The following is a 15,866-nucleotide window of genomic DNA, read 5'->3' as shown; positions in this document are numbered from 1 at the left end:
AAAGGAAGTTTAGAGCAATGAACGAAAGATATTCTCGACAAATTTTGTTCCCGTCCATAGGCAAAAAGGGGCAGGAGAAAATTCGTTCAAAGCATGTATTGTTAATTGGAGCAGGAGCTCTCGGCTCTGGGAATGCAGAAATGCTCACAAGAGCGGGAGTAGGGACTTTAACGATCGTTGACCGTGATTATGTAGAAGAAAGCAATCTTCAACGTCAGCAGCTTTATACAGAAAAGGATGTTGAAGAGAAATTGCCTAAAGCGGCGGCAGCTGTAAAAAGACTGCGGGAAATTAACTCGGATGTGAACTTACAACCGGTGGTAGCCGATGCCACTCCTGAAAAGTTCGTCGATCTCGTTCAAGGCGTCGATTTAATCATTGATGCAACAGATAATTTTGAAACGAGAATGATGATTAATGATATTTCTCAAAAATATCATATACCATGGATTTATGGAGCATGTGTCAGCAGCTATGGCATGAGTTTAACGATTATTCCTGGAAAAACACCGTGCTTGAATTGCTTATTGAAGAAAATCCCCATTCAAGGGTTGACGTGTGATACTGGTGGAATTATCGCACCTGCAGCGCAAATGGTTATCTCTCATCAGGTTGCTGAGGCGCTAAAAATCCTTGTGGAAGACTGGGATGCAGTTCGGGACTCTTATGTTAGCTTTGATTTATGGCATAATCAATATACGAATATAAAAATAGCGAAAGCAAAAGATAGACATTGTTTGTCATGTGGAGATGAGCGTACTTATCCATATTTAGATAGCGATAATATGATGAAAACCGCTGTTCTTTGTGGAAGAGACACGGTTCAAATTCGTCCGCCTAAGCAGGAGGAAATTCAGTTAAGTACATTGTCAACCCAGTTGAAATCACTAGGTTATCATGTTAAAGGGAATCCATATTTACTATCAGTCGAAATGGATGACCAACGACTCGTGATTTTTAATGATGGGCGTGCCCTTATACATGGAACGAAAGATGTAACACAGGCGAAAACAATTTATCACCGTCTTCTCGGATAAACGTATGAACTATTTTTAAACAATAAGAAGTATAAAATTAAGGGTCTACCATGGTCATTTGGACTGTGGTATTTTCTTTTTATGGAGAGGAACAGTTCTGTTGGCTTTCGAAAAAATGATATAGATAAGCATTCTCTCAGCTTGTCCATCAGCACGACATTTGGCGGTCACGCCAATCGTCCGACCGATTCCCGAAAAGCGTCCATCACCGAAATATCGGGAAAGAAGATGGTCAACCGATTCCCGAAAAGCGCCCACCACCGAAATATTGGGAAAGAAGATGGTCAACTGATTCCCGAAAAAAGCGCATCCCCGATGTTTCGGAAATGAAAATGGCCAACCGATTCCCGAAAAGCGTCTATCTTCGATATTTAGGGAAAGAAGATGGTCAACCGATTCCTCAAAAAAGTACATCCCGATGTTTCAGGAATGAAAGTGGCCAACCGATTCCCGAAAAGCGCCCACCACCGAAATATCGGGAAAGAAGATGGCCGACCGATTCCCGAAAAAAGCGCATCCCGATGTTTCGGGAAAGAAGATGGCCGACCGATTCCCGAAAAAAGCGCATCCCCGATGTTTCGGGAAAGAAGATGGCCGACCGATTCCCGAAAAGCGTCCATCACCGAAATATCGGGAAAGAAGATGGTCAACCGATTCCCGAAAAGCGCCCACCACCGAAATATTGGGAAAGAAGATGGTCAACTGATTCCCGAAAAAAGCGCATCCCCGATGTTTCGGAAATGAAAATGGCCAACCGATTCCCCAAAAAAGCGCATCCGCGATATTTCACACGAGCGGTACCGGGCAGTTTTGCCGCCTGGTTTTTACCCAAGTTTTTCTTAGAAGTAAGTGAAAGCAAAGGGTGGGGAAAGATATCGAATTCTTTCCTCACCCTTTGTTTTTGTTATAAGATAAAGTAAGTATACTGCTAGTAACATCGAATAAGAATAGCTACGGCATTGGCCGAAGGGACTTGGAGAACACAAAGTTTAGAGCGCAGTCTAATCGTATATTTCACTATGTTCATGTTATAATAGTTGTGAATAATGCAAGGAATGATAATGATGAAGAAGCGAATTGATTGTTTTAAATGTAAATACTTCTATGTTACATGGGATAGTCGTTATCCGAAGGGATGTAAAGCCTTTCAATTTAAGACAGCTCAGTTGCCTTCTGCTGAAGTTCTTCGAGCATCAGGCCAACCATGTTTACGATTTGAGAAAAAAGCGAATGGTTAATGGTAGAGGTGAAAGGATTGAATATTTCTATTCAGCAATTACTTGAGAAAATGGAAAAGGAATTAGGAGAAGCAAAAGATAGCTCTACTCTCCAAAGAATGCGAGAAAGAGTCCACACGATAAAGTCATTATGTGAGCTTATCCTTGAGGTAGAGAATGAAGACCGGCAGCATGAACGAACGAATACATATACGCTCCAATCCAAACAACAAATAGAACCATCCTCTATTCAGCAACCACAACGGCTGAAAATGGATGATGAAGCAAATGGGGATTCCATTTTTGATTTCTAAAAGGAAAGGTTTACTTTAGTACTTGCCTATTAGTCAAGAAATGAGGGGTAGTTACAATGAAAGTATTTATTATTCTTGGGGCATTGAACGCCTTATTATCTGTAGCATTAGGAGCCTTTGGAGCTCATGGACTTGAGAAAATAGTTGAGCCCAAGTATATGGAGATATGGAAAACAGGTGTCCAATATCAAATGTTTCATGCTACAGGTTTATTAATTATCGGGGTGTTGTTGGGGAAATTTCCTGTCAGTGGACTTTTAACGTGGTCAGGCTGGTTAATGCTTATCGGGATAATTTTATTCTCCGGCAGCTTGTACGTATTGACAGTGACGAAAATAGGTGTTCTTGGAGCCATTACACCATTTGGCGGAGTAGCCTTTTTAGTAGCGTGGGCACTACTAATAACAGCAGCCGTCAAGCATATGTGATATAGAAAAGCGGAGAGCGCTGCTTATCGGTGACAAGCATAAGACGAGCTGGCAGGAAGGTTGCCCTTTAACCTTCTTGACAGATTGGCTTATGACCTCGAGCCGATGGCGCTCGGAGCTAGACAATAGAAAAGCGGAGAGCGCCTGATTAGCGCCTCCGCTTTTCTTATCTAGGACTGTATTGTGAGAGCATGCCTGGCACTGTACCAAAAGGTGGCTCATATTCAACTTCTTCATTGAATACGACATAATCTAAGTAAACCATTGGAATTAAATATCTTTTCCCTGTTTGTGGATCGCTAAGGATTAAGTGATCCCTGCCTGCTGCTTCAATAAGACCATCGAAGGTTCTTTGGGGAGTCCCCTCAAACGTTGCAAAAACAGTGACAAGCTTTCCTTTGTTTAACCGCAAAATGTTCTCAATATAAGATTGTTCAATTGGGAGCATCCCTGGAATATGTGCTCCTGGAGTTGCTGGTGTAGTTGCTGTTCCAGGGATGGGCCCTGTACCGCCTGTTGGTACTTGTTGAAAGGCAGTAGGCTGACCCCCAAATGACTGCGGCACAGTACCTCCAGACGTAGGCTGTTGAAACCCATAATAAGGGGTTGTTCGGTAATCTGTATAAGGGTACTGACTATAGTACGGTTCGCTCACTAGTTTCCCTCCTTAAAACACTTTAATTTTTTATTAAAATATCAAATGTAAAGCTCTTACTTCATTAAATGACTCACTAATTTATTCGTATGTGAAGGCATGTTTGTTTATGACTTTTTCATCTACTTGTATGAAAAATAAATAGTCACTAGATTCATTGAACCATTCCTTTTGTATAAATAGAAAAGCTCCCGGTACAATGTCCGGGAGCAAAAGGATTAATTAACATGTAATAGTTGAGCTACTCGATCTTCTTCAAGAATATTACCAACGAAGAAAGAACCGAATTCGCCATAGCGCGCACTTACTTCATCAAAGCGCATTTCATAAATAAGTTTTTTGAATTGAAGGGCTTCATCAGAGAATAATGTAACGCCCCATTCGTAGTCGTCAAAGCCAACAGACCCAGTAATAATTTGCTTAACCTTTCCTGCATATGAACGACCGATCATTCCGTGGCTGCGCATCATGTCGCGGCGATCTTCCATCGGAAGCATATACCAGTTATCATTGCCTTGGCGGCGCTTATCCATCGGATAGAAGCAAACATGTTTTGTTTTTGGCAAAATTGGGTATAAACGTGCAAGAATTTCTGGGCTTTTGTATGGATCTTGATCAGACGGCAAATAATTACTTAATTCAACGATAGATACATAAGAAGATGTCGGAATGCAATATTCTGCTAATTTTGTCTTGTTGAATTCGTTTTCAATTTCATTAATTTCTTCTAATGTAGGTCTTAAAGTCATCATCATAAAATCAGCTTTTTGCCCGACGATTGTGTATAGTGCATGGCTTCCCTTTTTCTCATTTTGAGTCGTATTCCACTTTTCAATAAGGGCTAAAAACTCATGAATTGCCGCTTGGCGTTCATCACTTGATAACATTTTCCAAGACGTCCAATCAATTGCTCGGAAGTCATGTAAACAATACCAACCCTCAAGTGTTTTTGCTGCTTCACTCATTTTACGATCACTCCTATTATGTACTTGCGCCTTTGGAAACAATTAAAATCAACATGCTCCATTATGCTCACCATGACAAGTACATGACAACCCTTGCTAAAAGAGGGCTTATATCCATAGTCAAGCTCTTTGTAACTAGAAGTCCTGTACGTCAAGGAGCAGGCGTTGGTGCTAGACACCTATCTAACTTAAAAAAATATTATTTTTTACACCATAACTATATCATAGTTTTCCCCATTTACATCAGAATAACACTTATAAACTAAAAAGGAATGTCCCTATTTTTGACGAAAATGTGGAAATTGTCACAGTTTTCATGTCAGTAAAGTCCCCTCTAATGAAGTTATCACGTCATATCAGTTTGTACGTATACACTCTCCTTAATTGATTCATAATTGTGAAGAATAAACATCTTGAAATTTTAGAAGTATTGGGTATTCTAAAGGAGAACAAGAGGGAGGATTTATATGGGTGATCTATTTATGGGGTTAAAGGAGAGCATTAAAGGTCGAAATGTAAAAATAGTTTTTCCAGAAGGGGTGGATGAGCGGATTTTAGCCGCCGCGGGAAGATTAGCTGCTGAAAAGCTTCTGACTCCTATTCTCATTGGAAACGTTCAAGCTATTGAAGCGAAGGCAAAAGAAAATAGTATTTCACTCGAAGGAATCGTTATACATGATCCTAACAATTTTGCTAAACTGGATGAACTAGTAGCCGCTTTTGTGGAAAGACGAAAAGGAAAAGAGACAGTGGATGAAGCTCGAAAAATAGTTCTTGATGAAAATTATTTTGGCACCATGCTGATTTATACGAATAAGGCTGATGGACTTGTAAGTGGTGCTGCACATTCTACAGCAGATACCGTTCGACCTGCCTTGCAAATTATAAAGACGAAGGCAGGAGTTAGTAAAACATCAGGCGTTTTCATTATGGTTCGTGATAAAGAAAAATACATATTTGCCGATTGTGCTATTAATATTGCACCTGATAGTAAAGAATTAGCTGAAATTGCTATTGAGAGTGCCAAAACAGCAAACATGTTTGGAATGGAACCGCGAGTTGCCATGTTAAGCTTTTCAACAAAAGGATCCGCGAAATCTCCAGAGACAGAGAAGGTTATGGCTGCTGTTGAAGAAGCTAAAAAGCACAATCCGAATTTACTGATTGACGGTGAATTTCAATTTGACGCAGCTGTTGTTCCATCTGTGGCGGAAAAAAAAGCTCCAAATTCAATAATTAAAGGCGATGCGAATGTGTTTATTTTCCCTAGCTTAGAAGCTGGAAACATTGGCTATAAAATTGCTCAACGTCTCGGGAAGTTTGAAGCGGTTGGTCCTATTTTGCAAGGATTAAACCGTCCTGTTAATGACTTGTCCCGAGGATGTAATGAAGAAGATGTATATAAATTAGCGATTATTACAGCTGCACAAGCATTAAATCAATAAGAGACGGAAATATCGGGAATAAGTTAATTGGGGAGAAATAAAATGGGAGATTTATTACAGCAAGATCAATGGAGAATAATTGACCAATCGGTAGTTGGGAAACATTTTAATGCACTTTATTCATTTGGGATGGATGATACTTTATGTGCGTCTGTCGGAGGTGGAACGGCCCCGCCTACTGCAAGGTCATGGGTTCACCACAATACAGTTGTTCTAGGCATTCAAGATACGAAGCTACCGTTTTTAGCGGATGGTCTACACTATTTAAACAGCCAGGGATATGAAGTTATTGTTAGAAATTCAGGTGGTCTTGCTGTTGTACTCGATGAGGGTGTATTAAATATAACGCTCGTTTTTCCGGAAAAAGAAAAAGGAATTGACATCAATCGTGGATATGATGCGATGTGGCAGCTGATTAAGGAACTATTTGCAGATTTCCCTGATGAAATTGAAGCCCGAGAAATAGTTGGCTCTTACTGTCCGGGAAGCTATGATTTAAGTATTGGTGGGAAAAAATTTGCGGGAATTTCACAAAGGCGTCTCCGATTTGGCGTTGCTGTGCAAATCTATCTTTGTGTCAATGGCAGTGGAAGTGCCCGTGCGGAAGTAATTGAGCAATTTTATTCTATTTCTAAAAAACAGGCAGATACAAAATATGAGTATCCAATTATTAATCCAAATGTCATGGCATCTTTAACAGAATTATTACAGATTGATTTAACTGTTCAGGACGTTATGCTGCGCCTTTTAAATGTACTAAAAAGAAAAAGCAATCATATTTATATGGGCGAGTTAACAGCAGAAGAAGCTCGCCTTTTTGAAGCGTACTACAGTCGTGTTACCGAGAGAAATGATAAAATAATGGAAGAATTATATTAGAAAAACTTTGGTTTTCTTATGCAATATACATACGAGCAAATGAATTGGAACTTTCTTTAGCTAACGAAAAGCCGTAAAGTGAAATCTTTACGGCTTTTCTTGATCGAGGACCATGCCCCTTCTCCTTCTCCCAAAAAGGAAGTTCTATTTTCTAAAAAAAGTAATAAATATTTTGAAGTAGCTGAATGGCTAACCAAGGCGCTTGCGCTTTTCTAATAATATAAGAATTTGTATCTTTGAAGTTGGATGAGTGTCTAGCTCCAGCGCCTAGCGACTAGTAAACTTCCCTCCCTCTCCCCTACGATAAGTCAACATCGACTCGCTTCACTCGTCGTGTTTCCTTTATCTCAGTCGAGGTCAGTCCAGTTTATACGTCTCTAACCAAGGCGCTTGCGCTTTTCTTATTTACTCAGCCATTTTTTCGAGATTTCCGTTTCGATCCATTTTAAATTTTGTTGTTGGCTTTTCTTCTTCTTCAAAAAGGACAAGCTTACGAGCTCTGTTCATAATTTTCATTAATGTTTCGTAATCTTCTTGAATGGAAACGGAATTTTGTTCTAAATGATTTATTTTTCCTTGTAATTCATCATTGTGGCTCTTAATCTGCGCATTTTCGCGCTTTAATCTTTCATTCTCATTTCTTAAAATATCTAGTTGAATACTTGAATGTTTTAAAGTTTGTAAGTATGAGATGACATGCTCAATATTCAATTCTGATGCTACATGATAGCTTGCTTGTTGAGTGTTCACAGTACTTATCATTGATTCTGTCATGTTCATATTATTGAATGAATTTTCTTTTTCCTCAATTGGAAGAGATAAATCTATTGCTGCTTCAACATCATTCACTGTTGGAGCAGGTGGGCTATAAAGAAGCTTTTTCTTTCCCCCTTGATCTTTTCCAAGAATGCGTTGCCTTTGCTTCCGCTGTTTCTTTGCGAGCTGTAGGGCTTTTTCATATTGATGTCTTACGACAGCATTCCAGCGGAATCCACACGCTGCAGACGTCCTATCTAGCTTATCTCCCACCTCTTCGAAGGCATTCAATTGTGTGCTGCCCTCGCGTACATGTCTTAAAACTGTTTCTGCTAGTAATAAATCATTTTCATCAGTCCATGCATCTTGACGAACTTTCATAATCTCAACTCCTAAATTAGTATACATTTTATTTCTATAGTTTAAGGATGGACATTTTTGCAGAAAATTATACAAATGGGTTTAAAAGGATAGTAGAATTAATTACATTTTCATCCTTTTTCAATAGATAGGTATTTAATGATGCCGATAAAAGGCCAACCGCTTGCATTAGGAGGAAAGAAGCTGTAAAATACAGCAAGAGCCTTTAGTTGTTATAGTTAGAATCAGGAGAGCGAAGGCGCTCAGTTCAACAGTTCTCTAAATATGTTCTCTTTCTTACATAGTTAAGATAGATCGCAGAAAGGGTTGTAACGAATATGGCAAACGAATTTCGTGTTTGCGACGATTGTCAAGGCGTTAATTTAAAGACATTAATCCCTCGTTTAAAGGATATTGATCCAGAGGCGAAAATAGAGATTGGCTGCCAGTCGTATTGTGGACCAGGCAGAAAGAAAACATTTGCATTTGTGAATAATCGTCCGCTAGCCGGCTTAACAGAAGAAGAATTAATCGAAAAAGTAAATAAAAAGCTTAAAAAATAAAGTCACCTTACCACCAATGGGAAGGTGATTTTATTTTGAAAATTTGTATTTTATGGTGCCTGGCACCGTAAAATGACCGATTCCCGAAAAACGCTCACACTCGATATTTTGGGAATGAAGATGGCTAACCGATTCCCGAAAAACGCTCCCTCTCGATATTTTGGGAATGAAGATGGCTGACCGATTCCCGAAAAACGCTCACACTCGATATTTTGGGAATGAAGATGGCTAACTGATTCCCGAAAAACGCTCCCTCTCGATATTTTGGGAATGAAGATGGCTGACCGATTCCCAAAAAATGCACCCTCTCGATATTTTGGGAATGAAGATGGCTAACCGATTCCCGAAAAACGCTCACTCTCGATATTTTGGGAATGAAGATGGCTGACCGATTCCCCAAAAACGCACCCTCTCGATAATTCGGGAATGAAGATGGTCGACCGATTCCCCAAAAACGCACCCTCTCGATAATTCGGGAATGAAGAAGGTCGACCGATTCCTGAAAAATGCGCCCTCTTAATATTTCGGGAATGAAGAAGGTTGACCGATTCCTGCATGTACGGTGCCTAACACCAAAAAAACACAAAAAATAGTAAAAAATGGAACTAAAAAATTCGGGATGCTGCAATTCGTTACTCGACAAGCTTCCTGTCGAGTAACGCCGATTTTTCAGAAATTTTGTAGTGAATTGCTTTCTTTTTCAAGCTATAATGAGAGGAAGTAAGTAAATCGGAGGGAAAAGATGGCATATCCGGTTGAGAAATTACGTGAAGAAAAAGTATTTAAAGATCCTGTTCACCGCTATATTCATGTTCGTGATCGCGTGATTTGGGATTTAATTGGAACGAAGGAGTTTCAACGGCTTAGAAGAATTAAGCAGCTTGGGACAACGTATTTAACTTTTCATGGGGCGGAGCATAGCCGATTTAACCATTCTCTCGGGGTGTATGAAATTATTCGTCGAATTTCAGACGATGTTTTTCGCGGTAGACCTGAGTGGAATGAAGATGACAGACTTCTCTCTTTATGTGCAGCACTCCTACATGATTTAGGGCATGGCCCGTTCTCACATTCGTTTGAAAAAGTGTTTGATTTAGACCATGAGTACTATACGAGAGCCATTATCCTTGGAGAAACAGAAGTAAATAAAGTTTTGCTTAGAGTAAGCAAGGATTTTCCAGCAAAAGTAGCAGAAGTCATCGCCAAAACATCGAAAAATAAATTAGTCGTTAGTTTAATTTCAAGCCAAATTGACGCGGATCGTATGGATTACCTGCAAAGAGATGCCTATTATACAGGGGTAAGCTATGGACATTTTGATATGGAACGAATTTTGCGTGTGATGCGGCCAGGAGAAGATCAGGTCGTCATAAAGCAAAGTGGGATGCATGCGGTTGAGGATTATATTATGAGCCGTTATCAAATGTATTGGCAAGTCTATTTTCACCCTGTAACCCGCAGTGCTGAAGTAATTTTAACGAAAATCTTGCACCGGGCTAAGCGCTTGCATAAGGAAGGCTACGCCTTTAAATCTTACCCAACTCATTTTTATTCATTGTTCAATGGTGAAATGACCGTTGAAGACTATATTAAATTAGATGAAGCCATTATCCTTTATTATTTTCAAATGTGGCTGGAAGAAGACGATTTCATTCTTCGAGACCTTTGTTTACGCTTTATGAACCGGAATTTATTTAAACATGCAGAGTTTGATCCCGCAAAAGAGTATAAGAAGCTTTCTGAGCTATCTAATCTATTTATAAAAGCTGGCATAGATCCAGATTATTATTTAGTTGTCGATTCTTCCTCAGATCTCCCATATGATTTTTATCGTCCAGGGGAAGAGGAGGAGCGCCTGCCTATTCAATTAGTTATGAAAAATGGAGAAATTCGTGAGCTTTCCCGAGAATCAGAAATTGTAGACGCTATTTCTGGAAAAAGAAGGACCGATCATAAACTGTATTATCCTGCTGATCTACTTCATGATAAAAGTACGAAGCCAAGCATCAAAAAGGAAATTCGGAAGCTATTAGAGATCGAGCAATAAATGGAGTAGGAGATGAAGAGCTTGTTAAAAGATCATGCCAAAATTATTCAAGCTATTGCAGCTTCAGAAGAAATCATTGGGCGGAAAAAGCTGCAGAAGATGGTTTTTATCGCAAAAAAAATGGCTTTTCCTTTTCAGGAGAAATTTCAATTTCACTTCTATGGTCCTTACTCAGAGGAATTAACATTAAGAGTTGAGGAACTATGTAATATGGGTTTTCTAAATGAGATAAAGGAAAAAAAGGGCGGATACTATCAATATCGTTACTCATTAACAGAGAATGGGAAGGAATTTTTAAGTTTAAACGAAGTAGAGATGCCTAATCTTCAAGATTGTTTAACAGATATGAATAATCAGAATGCTCGATTTCTCGAGTTAGTCTCAACAGTATTGTTTTTCGAATCGTTGCCGAAAGATGAAGTGAAAGAAAAGGTATTCACGTTAAAGAGCAAGCAGCGCTATACAGATGAGGAAGTAGAAGAAGCTTATCAATATATTGAAGGCTTGAGGAGAAAGGCTGCCCATTAATCGTAAAACGTAAAAATGAGAATTGCCCGACATGTTAATTGATGAAAAAACCGGTCTTGAGTTTGTTGGCTCAAGACCGGTTTTTTCTTATTGATCGCTTAAGCGTTTTCCTCCAACTGCATAATGATTCTTCGTCATCTCTTCGATAAAAACAACGATATTTTCCTTTGGAGCACCCGTTGTTTCGTTAACAGCTTCCGTAACCTTTTCAACGAGAGCCTTCTTCTGCTCTTCTGAACGTCCTTCAAGCATTTTTACTGTTACATATGGCATCTTCTCATCTCCTCTACTAAGCATTCACTAATAAACTCTTTTCTTTTGTAGTTTTTCATATTTCGATTGTTTGTGCAAGTTCGTTATGTAGGTTCTTCTTTTTCCATTTATGACTGAATTCGTGTATACTTTTAGATAATCTGACAAAAAGGGGTCATAGTATTTGGAACAATTTCTAGCGTTTTCTTTACGGGAAATACCCTATGTTGCCATTACATTAATGATTGCTTTTACTGTTCATGAATTTTCTCATGCGTATGTAGCATATAAATTTGGCGATCCGACTGCAAAGAATCAAGGCAGAATCACATTAAATCCGATTCAGCATCTTGATCCGATTGGAACCATTCTCATTTTCATAGCCGGCTTCGGATGGGCTCGACCAGTACCAGTCAATCGATTTTTCTTTAAAAATCCGCGATTGGCAGGCATTCTCGTTTCGATTGCTGGTCCGATTAGCAATTTAATTTTGGCGATGATCGGATTTGTGATTTGGTTTACATTACTTAAATTTGGTGTTGTTGCAGGACCGTCTTCTGCTATACAAGATTTTTTTAATATTTTTATACACCTTAATTTAGTATTATTTGTGTTTAATTTATTGCCGCTCCCTCCATTGGATGGCTATCGAATTATTGAAGATTTAGTACCTGCGAATATAAGACCTAAATTAACGAAATATGAAACATATGGCGCACTTATTTTTTTAATTCTTGTTATCACACCACTGGATCAATATACAATCCGGCCGATATTTCGTACGGTGCTGCCAGTATTGTCGAATGGTTTAGGTGATTTCTTCTCCCGCTTATTTATGTAGCGCTAACAGGAAAGCACTTTTCTTATTGGCCGAAAATGGAGTGCTTTTACTTGAAAAAGGTCAAAAGCTTGTTTCTAATGGCTACAGAAAGGATGTATGAGGAGGACAGTGGTCGATAGCGTGCATCTATTGGACAATGAAGGATGTATGAGGAGAAAAGTGGCTGATAGCCTACTTCTATCGGCAAAATAGCGCATGATTATACATGAGAGTGGTCAATAGCTCATTTCTATCTGGTCACAAAAATGAATGTATGAAGATATAAATGGTTGTTTTTAAATTTTTTGTACTACATAAATATCGATACTAGCTAATTGTTGGAATGGATATTAAGAACTAGGAGAATTTTCATCTTTTTTGAAGGAGGCAATTATTTTGGAAGAGAAAAAGAAAAACATAGGCTTTAATATTATTAAAAGTGATCCGACAGAAGGACATGGTGGATTTGGTTCAGGCTCATTAAGTCTTGATAATGTTTCACCTATTATTATTGATGTTCAAGCAGGTGAAGCATCGATTGAAGTTGGTGCCTTGCATGCACGCAGTCCTGTTGAAAAAGGCATAAAGTTTTTAAAAAGCAAAGAGGAAGTTCCAAACGGATTGCCTTATTGGCTTATTTGGGTAACGATTGATCGAAAGGAAGATGGCCCATATTATGCGGGTGTTACTGCTTGTGAAATGACGGTAGACAGAGGGATTCGCAGAGGCTATAAATCTTTGCCAGAACATGTAAATCGAATGGATAAATCGATGAAGAGACACATTATTGTTGACCATATGGATGATAAATCCAAACAAGTGCTTGCCCAGTTTTTGAAGACTCATGATGAGGGTATGTGGGAACGCTCTGTACAACAGCTTAAAGATGATTTACTAGCTAATTAAGCAGAAGAAGAAATTTCTGAACAGAAATGGATTGTAAGATTAAAGTGTGTCGCAAGTTATGTACCACTTAAACAGTTTTCACTGTTTGAGTTTCACTTTATCGCAGATTAACGGGCAGTAAGATCCCCACTAAAAGAAGCTGAAGAAAACTGGACATTCTATAATGGGGATCAACTGCCCGTAAAAGCCCGATTGGTTCAACTAACAAACAATGGGGGATGAAGGTAAACCCCCACTGTTTGAAGTTTCACTTTATGTCGAAATTGTGACAGTTTGTCGACTAAAATTTCTAACTACTTGCCCAAATCAAATAAAGAAAGTAAACTAATTATCAGTGTGAAGACACTGGTAAAGCTAGGACACAAAAAACCTCAGAGAATTTTTCTCTGAGGTTTTTTGTTTACGGAAAAAGATCCAATAATTTTTTATACCATGGTTTTTTCTGCGTTCCATCAGTCGTATTAGGGATTTCTTCGCTGTCGGATAAATGGTCTGTACAATATTCAGTCGGTTCCGTTCCTTCGGCGAAATATGTGAGCCGCTTTACAGGACATTGTTCAGTGGCTAATTTGCCGTTTTCAAGATTAATATATACCCCGATCGTCCCTTTAGGAGGCTTAAATTCTTTTAATTGTTTTCCTTTATGTGCGCCCTCCATAAAGCGAACCCACACATTTTTTGCATAAGATTTATCAACCTGTGTAGTGATGGTTCTCCCTTTATCATAACCTGTCCAAACCGCTGTAACAAGTTGAGGCGAGTAACCAATCATCCAGCTGTCCGTGTCGGTTGAACCTGATTTTCCTGCATAAGGGCGGGTCATTTTATCCAAAATGGATATACCAGTGACACTTGTATACCCATTTAGATTCGGATCAAATATTCCTGTCAACATATTAGTCGTGACATAAGCTAGTTCAGGCCGCAATACGGGAATGGCTTCTTTTTTATGTTCGTAAATAACCTCGCCATGATAATTTTCAATTCGTTTAATTAAGATCGGTGCGATCTTTTCCCCACCATTTGCTAACATACTGTACGCATTTGCCATTTCAATGACTTTTACGCCAGAAGTCCCAAGTGCTAAGGAAGGAACTTTATTCATACGTGTATGAATGCCGAATTTTTTCGCTGTTTCAACAAGCACATCTTCACCTAGAAATAAATGTGTTTTTACCGCGTAAATATTATCGGAAAGGGCGAGGGCCTGTGCCATCGTTATATCTCCATTCGCGTATTGATTATTATAGTTTTTCGGTGAATAATCAGTGCTTCCGTCCTCAAAGCGAAAGGTTGTTTGCTCACTGCGCATCATCGTTGCAGGAGTAAAGCCATGCTCAAGAGCAGCATAATATAGCAGTGGCTTCATTGTTGAACCAGGCTGGCGTACTGCTTGGACCGCACGATTAAATGGACTCTCTTCATAGTTCCTTCCACCGACCATAGCGGTAACTTGACCGTTTTTAGGATTCATGGCAATAAAGCCAACTTGGATTTCAGACTGCTTTGGAAATAGGCCTTCTACTATTTGTTCTGCTAATTCCTGCTGTTCTAAATTAAGGGTTGTATAAACTTTTAAGCCGCCTAATGCGATTGTGCGGTCGTCTAATTTTAACTCCGTCTTTAAAGCTTGCCGAACCGCATCTTGAAAATATGGTGCGATCGTTGTTTTCGTGTAAAGGTGCTTGCCGACAAATTGCAGCGGCTTATTTGCAGCAGCTTCAGCTGTTTTTTTATTAATATATCCGTTCGTAACCATTGTTTGCAAAATAATCTTTTGTCGCTTCTTTGCATTGTCAAGCGAGTTGAGAGGGGAATAGAGACCTACTCCTTTAGGAATGCCAGCTAGTAAGGAAGCTTCAGCAAGAGTGAGATCGTGAGCGCTTTTACCATAGTAAAACTGACTTGCTGCTTCCGCACCATATGCGCCATTGCCATAATAAATCGTATTTAAATAGCCTTCTAAAATGGTTTGTTTTGAATAGTGCATTTCTAAACGAATCGTATAAAAGGCTTCAATTAATTTACGTTTCCACGTTTTTTCGTGAGCTAAAAATAAATTCCGTGCATATTGCTGACTAATTGTACTTGCCCCTTGCACTTTTGCCATCGCCTTAAAATCTGCTAGGATGGCGCCTCCAATTCTTATAAAATCAAAGCCATTGTGTGAATAAAATTTCCTATCTTCAATTGAAATTGTCGCATCAATTAATTGGGGACTTATATCATCGAGTTGTGCCCAATATCGTTTTTGTCCGTCATGACTCTCTCCAATTACTTTCCCGTCTTCTGCATAAAATAAGGTTGATTGCGAGACAGATAACGGTGGAGGCCCAAGTATTTTTGCATATACCAAAATCCCGATAATGAAAACAGCTGCTACGATAAATCCGATTAAGCTCATAAAAAAGAGGGCACGAAAATATTTTTTTGCTTTTCTGAATCGCTGGTCTGTCATAATCTCCATCTATGTAGCCTCCTCCTTTCGGGAAACTTCTTTTTCCTAGTATTGAAAAAATAGGATGGTTTTAAACATTTATATAGAGCAAACACAAATTTTTCTTGCATTTTTGCTAGATTCCTCTATACTTTTCCTCGTGTTTGTATTATTTCCATTTGGGAAGTATAAAAAAGAAAATGACATTATTTAAATAGGATCTGTTAAAGAACAATGTTGATCTAGCACCTGTTGAT

Annotated in this window: 17 protein-coding genes; 12 read left to right on the top strand and 5 right to left on the bottom strand. The window is 39.0% G+C overall.

Features of this window, described 5'->3' with window-relative positions:
• Positions 1-17: 17 nt before the first annotated feature.
• The 5 genes from KDN24_RS25125 (at position 18) to KDN24_RS25105 (ending at position 2,996) form a co-directional block, all read left to right on the top strand.
• On the top strand, positions 18-1,037 hold the full coding sequence (locus KDN24_RS25125; protein ID WP_409970999.1) for a thiazole biosynthesis adenylyltransferase ThiF: 1,020 nt from the start codon (positions 18-20) through the stop codon (positions 1,035-1,037).
• A gap of 326 nt (positions 1,038-1,363) precedes the next feature.
• A complete protein-coding gene (locus KDN24_RS25120; protein WP_491348220.1) occupies positions 1,364-1,957 on the top strand; it encodes a hypothetical protein in 594 nt (197 codons plus the stop codon).
• Between the two features lie 144 nt (positions 1,958-2,101).
• Complete coding sequence (locus tag KDN24_RS25115; protein ID WP_409971001.1) at positions 2,102-2,275, top strand: uracil-DNA glycosylase; 174 nt, start codon at positions 2,102-2,104, stop codon at positions 2,273-2,275.
• A gap of 17 nt (positions 2,276-2,292) precedes the next feature.
• A complete protein-coding gene (locus KDN24_RS25110; RefSeq protein ID WP_409971002.1) occupies positions 2,293-2,568 on the top strand; it encodes a YwdI family protein in 276 nt (91 codons plus the stop codon).
• A 56-nt stretch (positions 2,569-2,624) separates the two neighbouring features.
• Positions 2,625-2,996: a DUF423 domain-containing protein gene (locus KDN24_RS25105; RefSeq protein WP_409971003.1), complete on the top strand. Its 372-nt coding sequence runs from the start codon at positions 2,625-2,627 to the stop codon at positions 2,994-2,996.
• Positions 2,997-3,162: 166 nt separating this feature from the next.
• On the opposite strand, the gene gerQ is transcribed toward KDN24_RS25105, so the two are convergent.
• Positions 3,163-3,651, bottom strand: coding sequence for a spore coat protein GerQ (gene gerQ / locus KDN24_RS25100; RefSeq protein ID WP_409971004.1), 489 nt, complete (start codon positions 3,649-3,651; stop codon positions 3,163-3,165).
• Between the two features lie 218 nt (positions 3,652-3,869).
• A complete protein-coding gene (gene hemQ, locus KDN24_RS25095; protein ID WP_409971005.1) occupies positions 3,870-4,616 on the bottom strand; it encodes a hydrogen peroxide-dependent heme synthase in 747 nt (248 codons plus the stop codon).
• Positions 4,617-5,083: 467 nt separating this feature from the next.
• Here hemQ and pta point away from each other — a divergent pair, with 467 nt between their 5' ends.
• Positions 5,084-6,061 (top strand): phosphate acetyltransferase, encoded by a 978-nt coding sequence (gene pta, locus KDN24_RS25090; RefSeq protein WP_409971006.1) that lies wholly within the window; start codon positions 5,084-5,086, stop codon positions 6,059-6,061.
• 42 nt (positions 6,062-6,103) lie between these two features.
• A complete protein-coding gene (gene lipL, locus KDN24_RS25085) occupies positions 6,104-6,940 on the top strand; it encodes an octanoyl-[GcvH]:protein N-octanoyltransferase (RefSeq protein ID WP_409971007.1) in 837 nt (278 codons plus the stop codon).
• A gap of 405 nt (positions 6,941-7,345) precedes the next feature.
• Here lipL and KDN24_RS25080 read toward each other — a convergent pair whose 3' ends face one another.
• The gene (locus KDN24_RS25080) at positions 7,346-8,080 is read right to left on the bottom strand and encodes an RsfA family transcriptional regulator (protein ID WP_409971036.1); all 735 of its coding nucleotides are present in this window, start codon (positions 8,078-8,080) and stop codon (positions 7,346-7,348) included.
• A gap of 314 nt (positions 8,081-8,394) precedes the next feature.
• Between KDN24_RS25080 and KDN24_RS25075 the strand changes: the two genes are divergently transcribed.
• From KDN24_RS25075 to KDN24_RS25065, 3 genes are all read left to right on the top strand, one after another.
• Complete coding sequence (locus tag KDN24_RS25075) at positions 8,395-8,619, top strand: YuzB family protein (RefSeq protein WP_409971008.1); 225 nt, start codon at positions 8,395-8,397, stop codon at positions 8,617-8,619.
• 742 nt (positions 8,620-9,361) lie between these two features.
• Positions 9,362-10,666, top strand: a complete 1,305-nt coding sequence (locus KDN24_RS25070; protein WP_409971009.1) for an HD domain-containing protein — start codon at positions 9,362-9,364, stop codon at positions 10,664-10,666.
• A gap of 21 nt (positions 10,667-10,687) precedes the next feature.
• Positions 10,688-11,194, top strand: a complete 507-nt coding sequence (locus KDN24_RS25065) for a YwgA family protein (RefSeq protein ID WP_409971010.1) — start codon at positions 10,688-10,690, stop codon at positions 11,192-11,194.
• An 87-nt stretch (positions 11,195-11,281) separates the two neighbouring features.
• Here the strand turns inward: KDN24_RS25065 and thmT are convergent, their stop codons facing one another.
• On the bottom strand, positions 11,282-11,467 hold the full coding sequence (gene thmT, locus KDN24_RS25060) for a 2-hydroxymuconate tautomerase (RefSeq protein WP_409971011.1): 186 nt from the start codon (positions 11,465-11,467) through the stop codon (positions 11,282-11,284).
• Positions 11,468-11,630: 163 nt separating this feature from the next.
• Between thmT and KDN24_RS25055 the strand changes: the two genes are divergently transcribed.
• Positions 11,631-12,287: a site-2 protease family protein gene (locus tag KDN24_RS25055; protein WP_525931262.1), complete on the top strand. Its 657-nt coding sequence runs from the start codon at positions 11,631-11,633 to the stop codon at positions 12,285-12,287.
• Between the two features lie 375 nt (positions 12,288-12,662).
• Positions 12,663-13,172 (top strand): YwhD family protein, encoded by a 510-nt coding sequence (locus KDN24_RS25050; RefSeq protein WP_525931261.1) that lies wholly within the window; start codon positions 12,663-12,665, stop codon positions 13,170-13,172.
• A 400-nt stretch (positions 13,173-13,572) separates the two neighbouring features.
• On the opposite strand, the gene KDN24_RS25045 is transcribed toward KDN24_RS25050, so the two are convergent.
• Positions 13,573-15,639: a transglycosylase domain-containing protein gene (locus KDN24_RS25045; RefSeq protein ID WP_409971012.1), complete on the bottom strand. Its 2,067-nt coding sequence runs from the start codon at positions 15,637-15,639 to the stop codon at positions 13,573-13,575.
• Positions 15,640-15,866: the final 227 nt, after the last annotated feature.

Source organism: Cytobacillus sp. Bva_UNVM-123 (assembly GCF_046351715.2).
Taxonomy (GTDB): Bacteria; Bacillota; Bacilli; order Bacillales; family Cytobacillaceae; genus Cytobacillus.
The sequence above is the reverse complement of the archived record's forward strand: the minus strand, read 5'-3'. Positions and strand labels throughout refer to the sequence as shown.

Coding starts and splice junctions, on each gene's coding strand:
- KDN24_RS25120 (WP_491348220.1), top strand. CDS start 1,364: ATGAAAATGGCCAACCGATTCCCGAAAAGCGTCTATCTTCGATATTTA.
- KDN24_RS25075 (WP_409971008.1), top strand. CDS start 8,395: ATGGCAAACGAATTTCGTGTTTGCGACGATTGTCAAGGCGTTAATTTA.
- KDN24_RS25115 (WP_409971001.1), top strand. CDS start 2,102: ATGAAGAAGCGAATTGATTGTTTTAAATGTAAATACTTCTATGTTACA.
- lipL (WP_409971007.1), top strand. CDS start 6,104: ATGGGAGATTTATTACAGCAAGATCAATGGAGAATAATTGACCAATCG.
- KDN24_RS25105 (WP_409971003.1), top strand. CDS start 2,625: ATGAAAGTATTTATTATTCTTGGGGCATTGAACGCCTTATTATCTGTA.
- KDN24_RS25070 (WP_409971009.1), top strand. CDS start 9,362: ATGGCATATCCGGTTGAGAAATTACGTGAAGAAAAAGTATTTAAAGAT.
- thmT (WP_409971011.1), bottom strand. CDS start 11,467: ATGCCATATGTAACAGTAAAAATGCTTGAAGGACGTTCAGAAGAGCAG.
- KDN24_RS25125 (WP_409970999.1), top strand. CDS start 18: ATGAACGAAAGATATTCTCGACAAATTTTGTTCCCGTCCATAGGCAAA.
- pta (WP_409971006.1), top strand. CDS start 5,084: ATGGGTGATCTATTTATGGGGTTAAAGGAGAGCATTAAAGGTCGAAAT.
- hemQ (WP_409971005.1), bottom strand. CDS start 4,616: ATGAGTGAAGCAGCAAAAACACTTGAGGGTTGGTATTGTTTACATGAC.
- KDN24_RS25045 (WP_409971012.1), bottom strand. CDS start 15,639: ATGGAGATTATGACAGACCAGCGATTCAGAAAAGCAAAAAAATATTTT.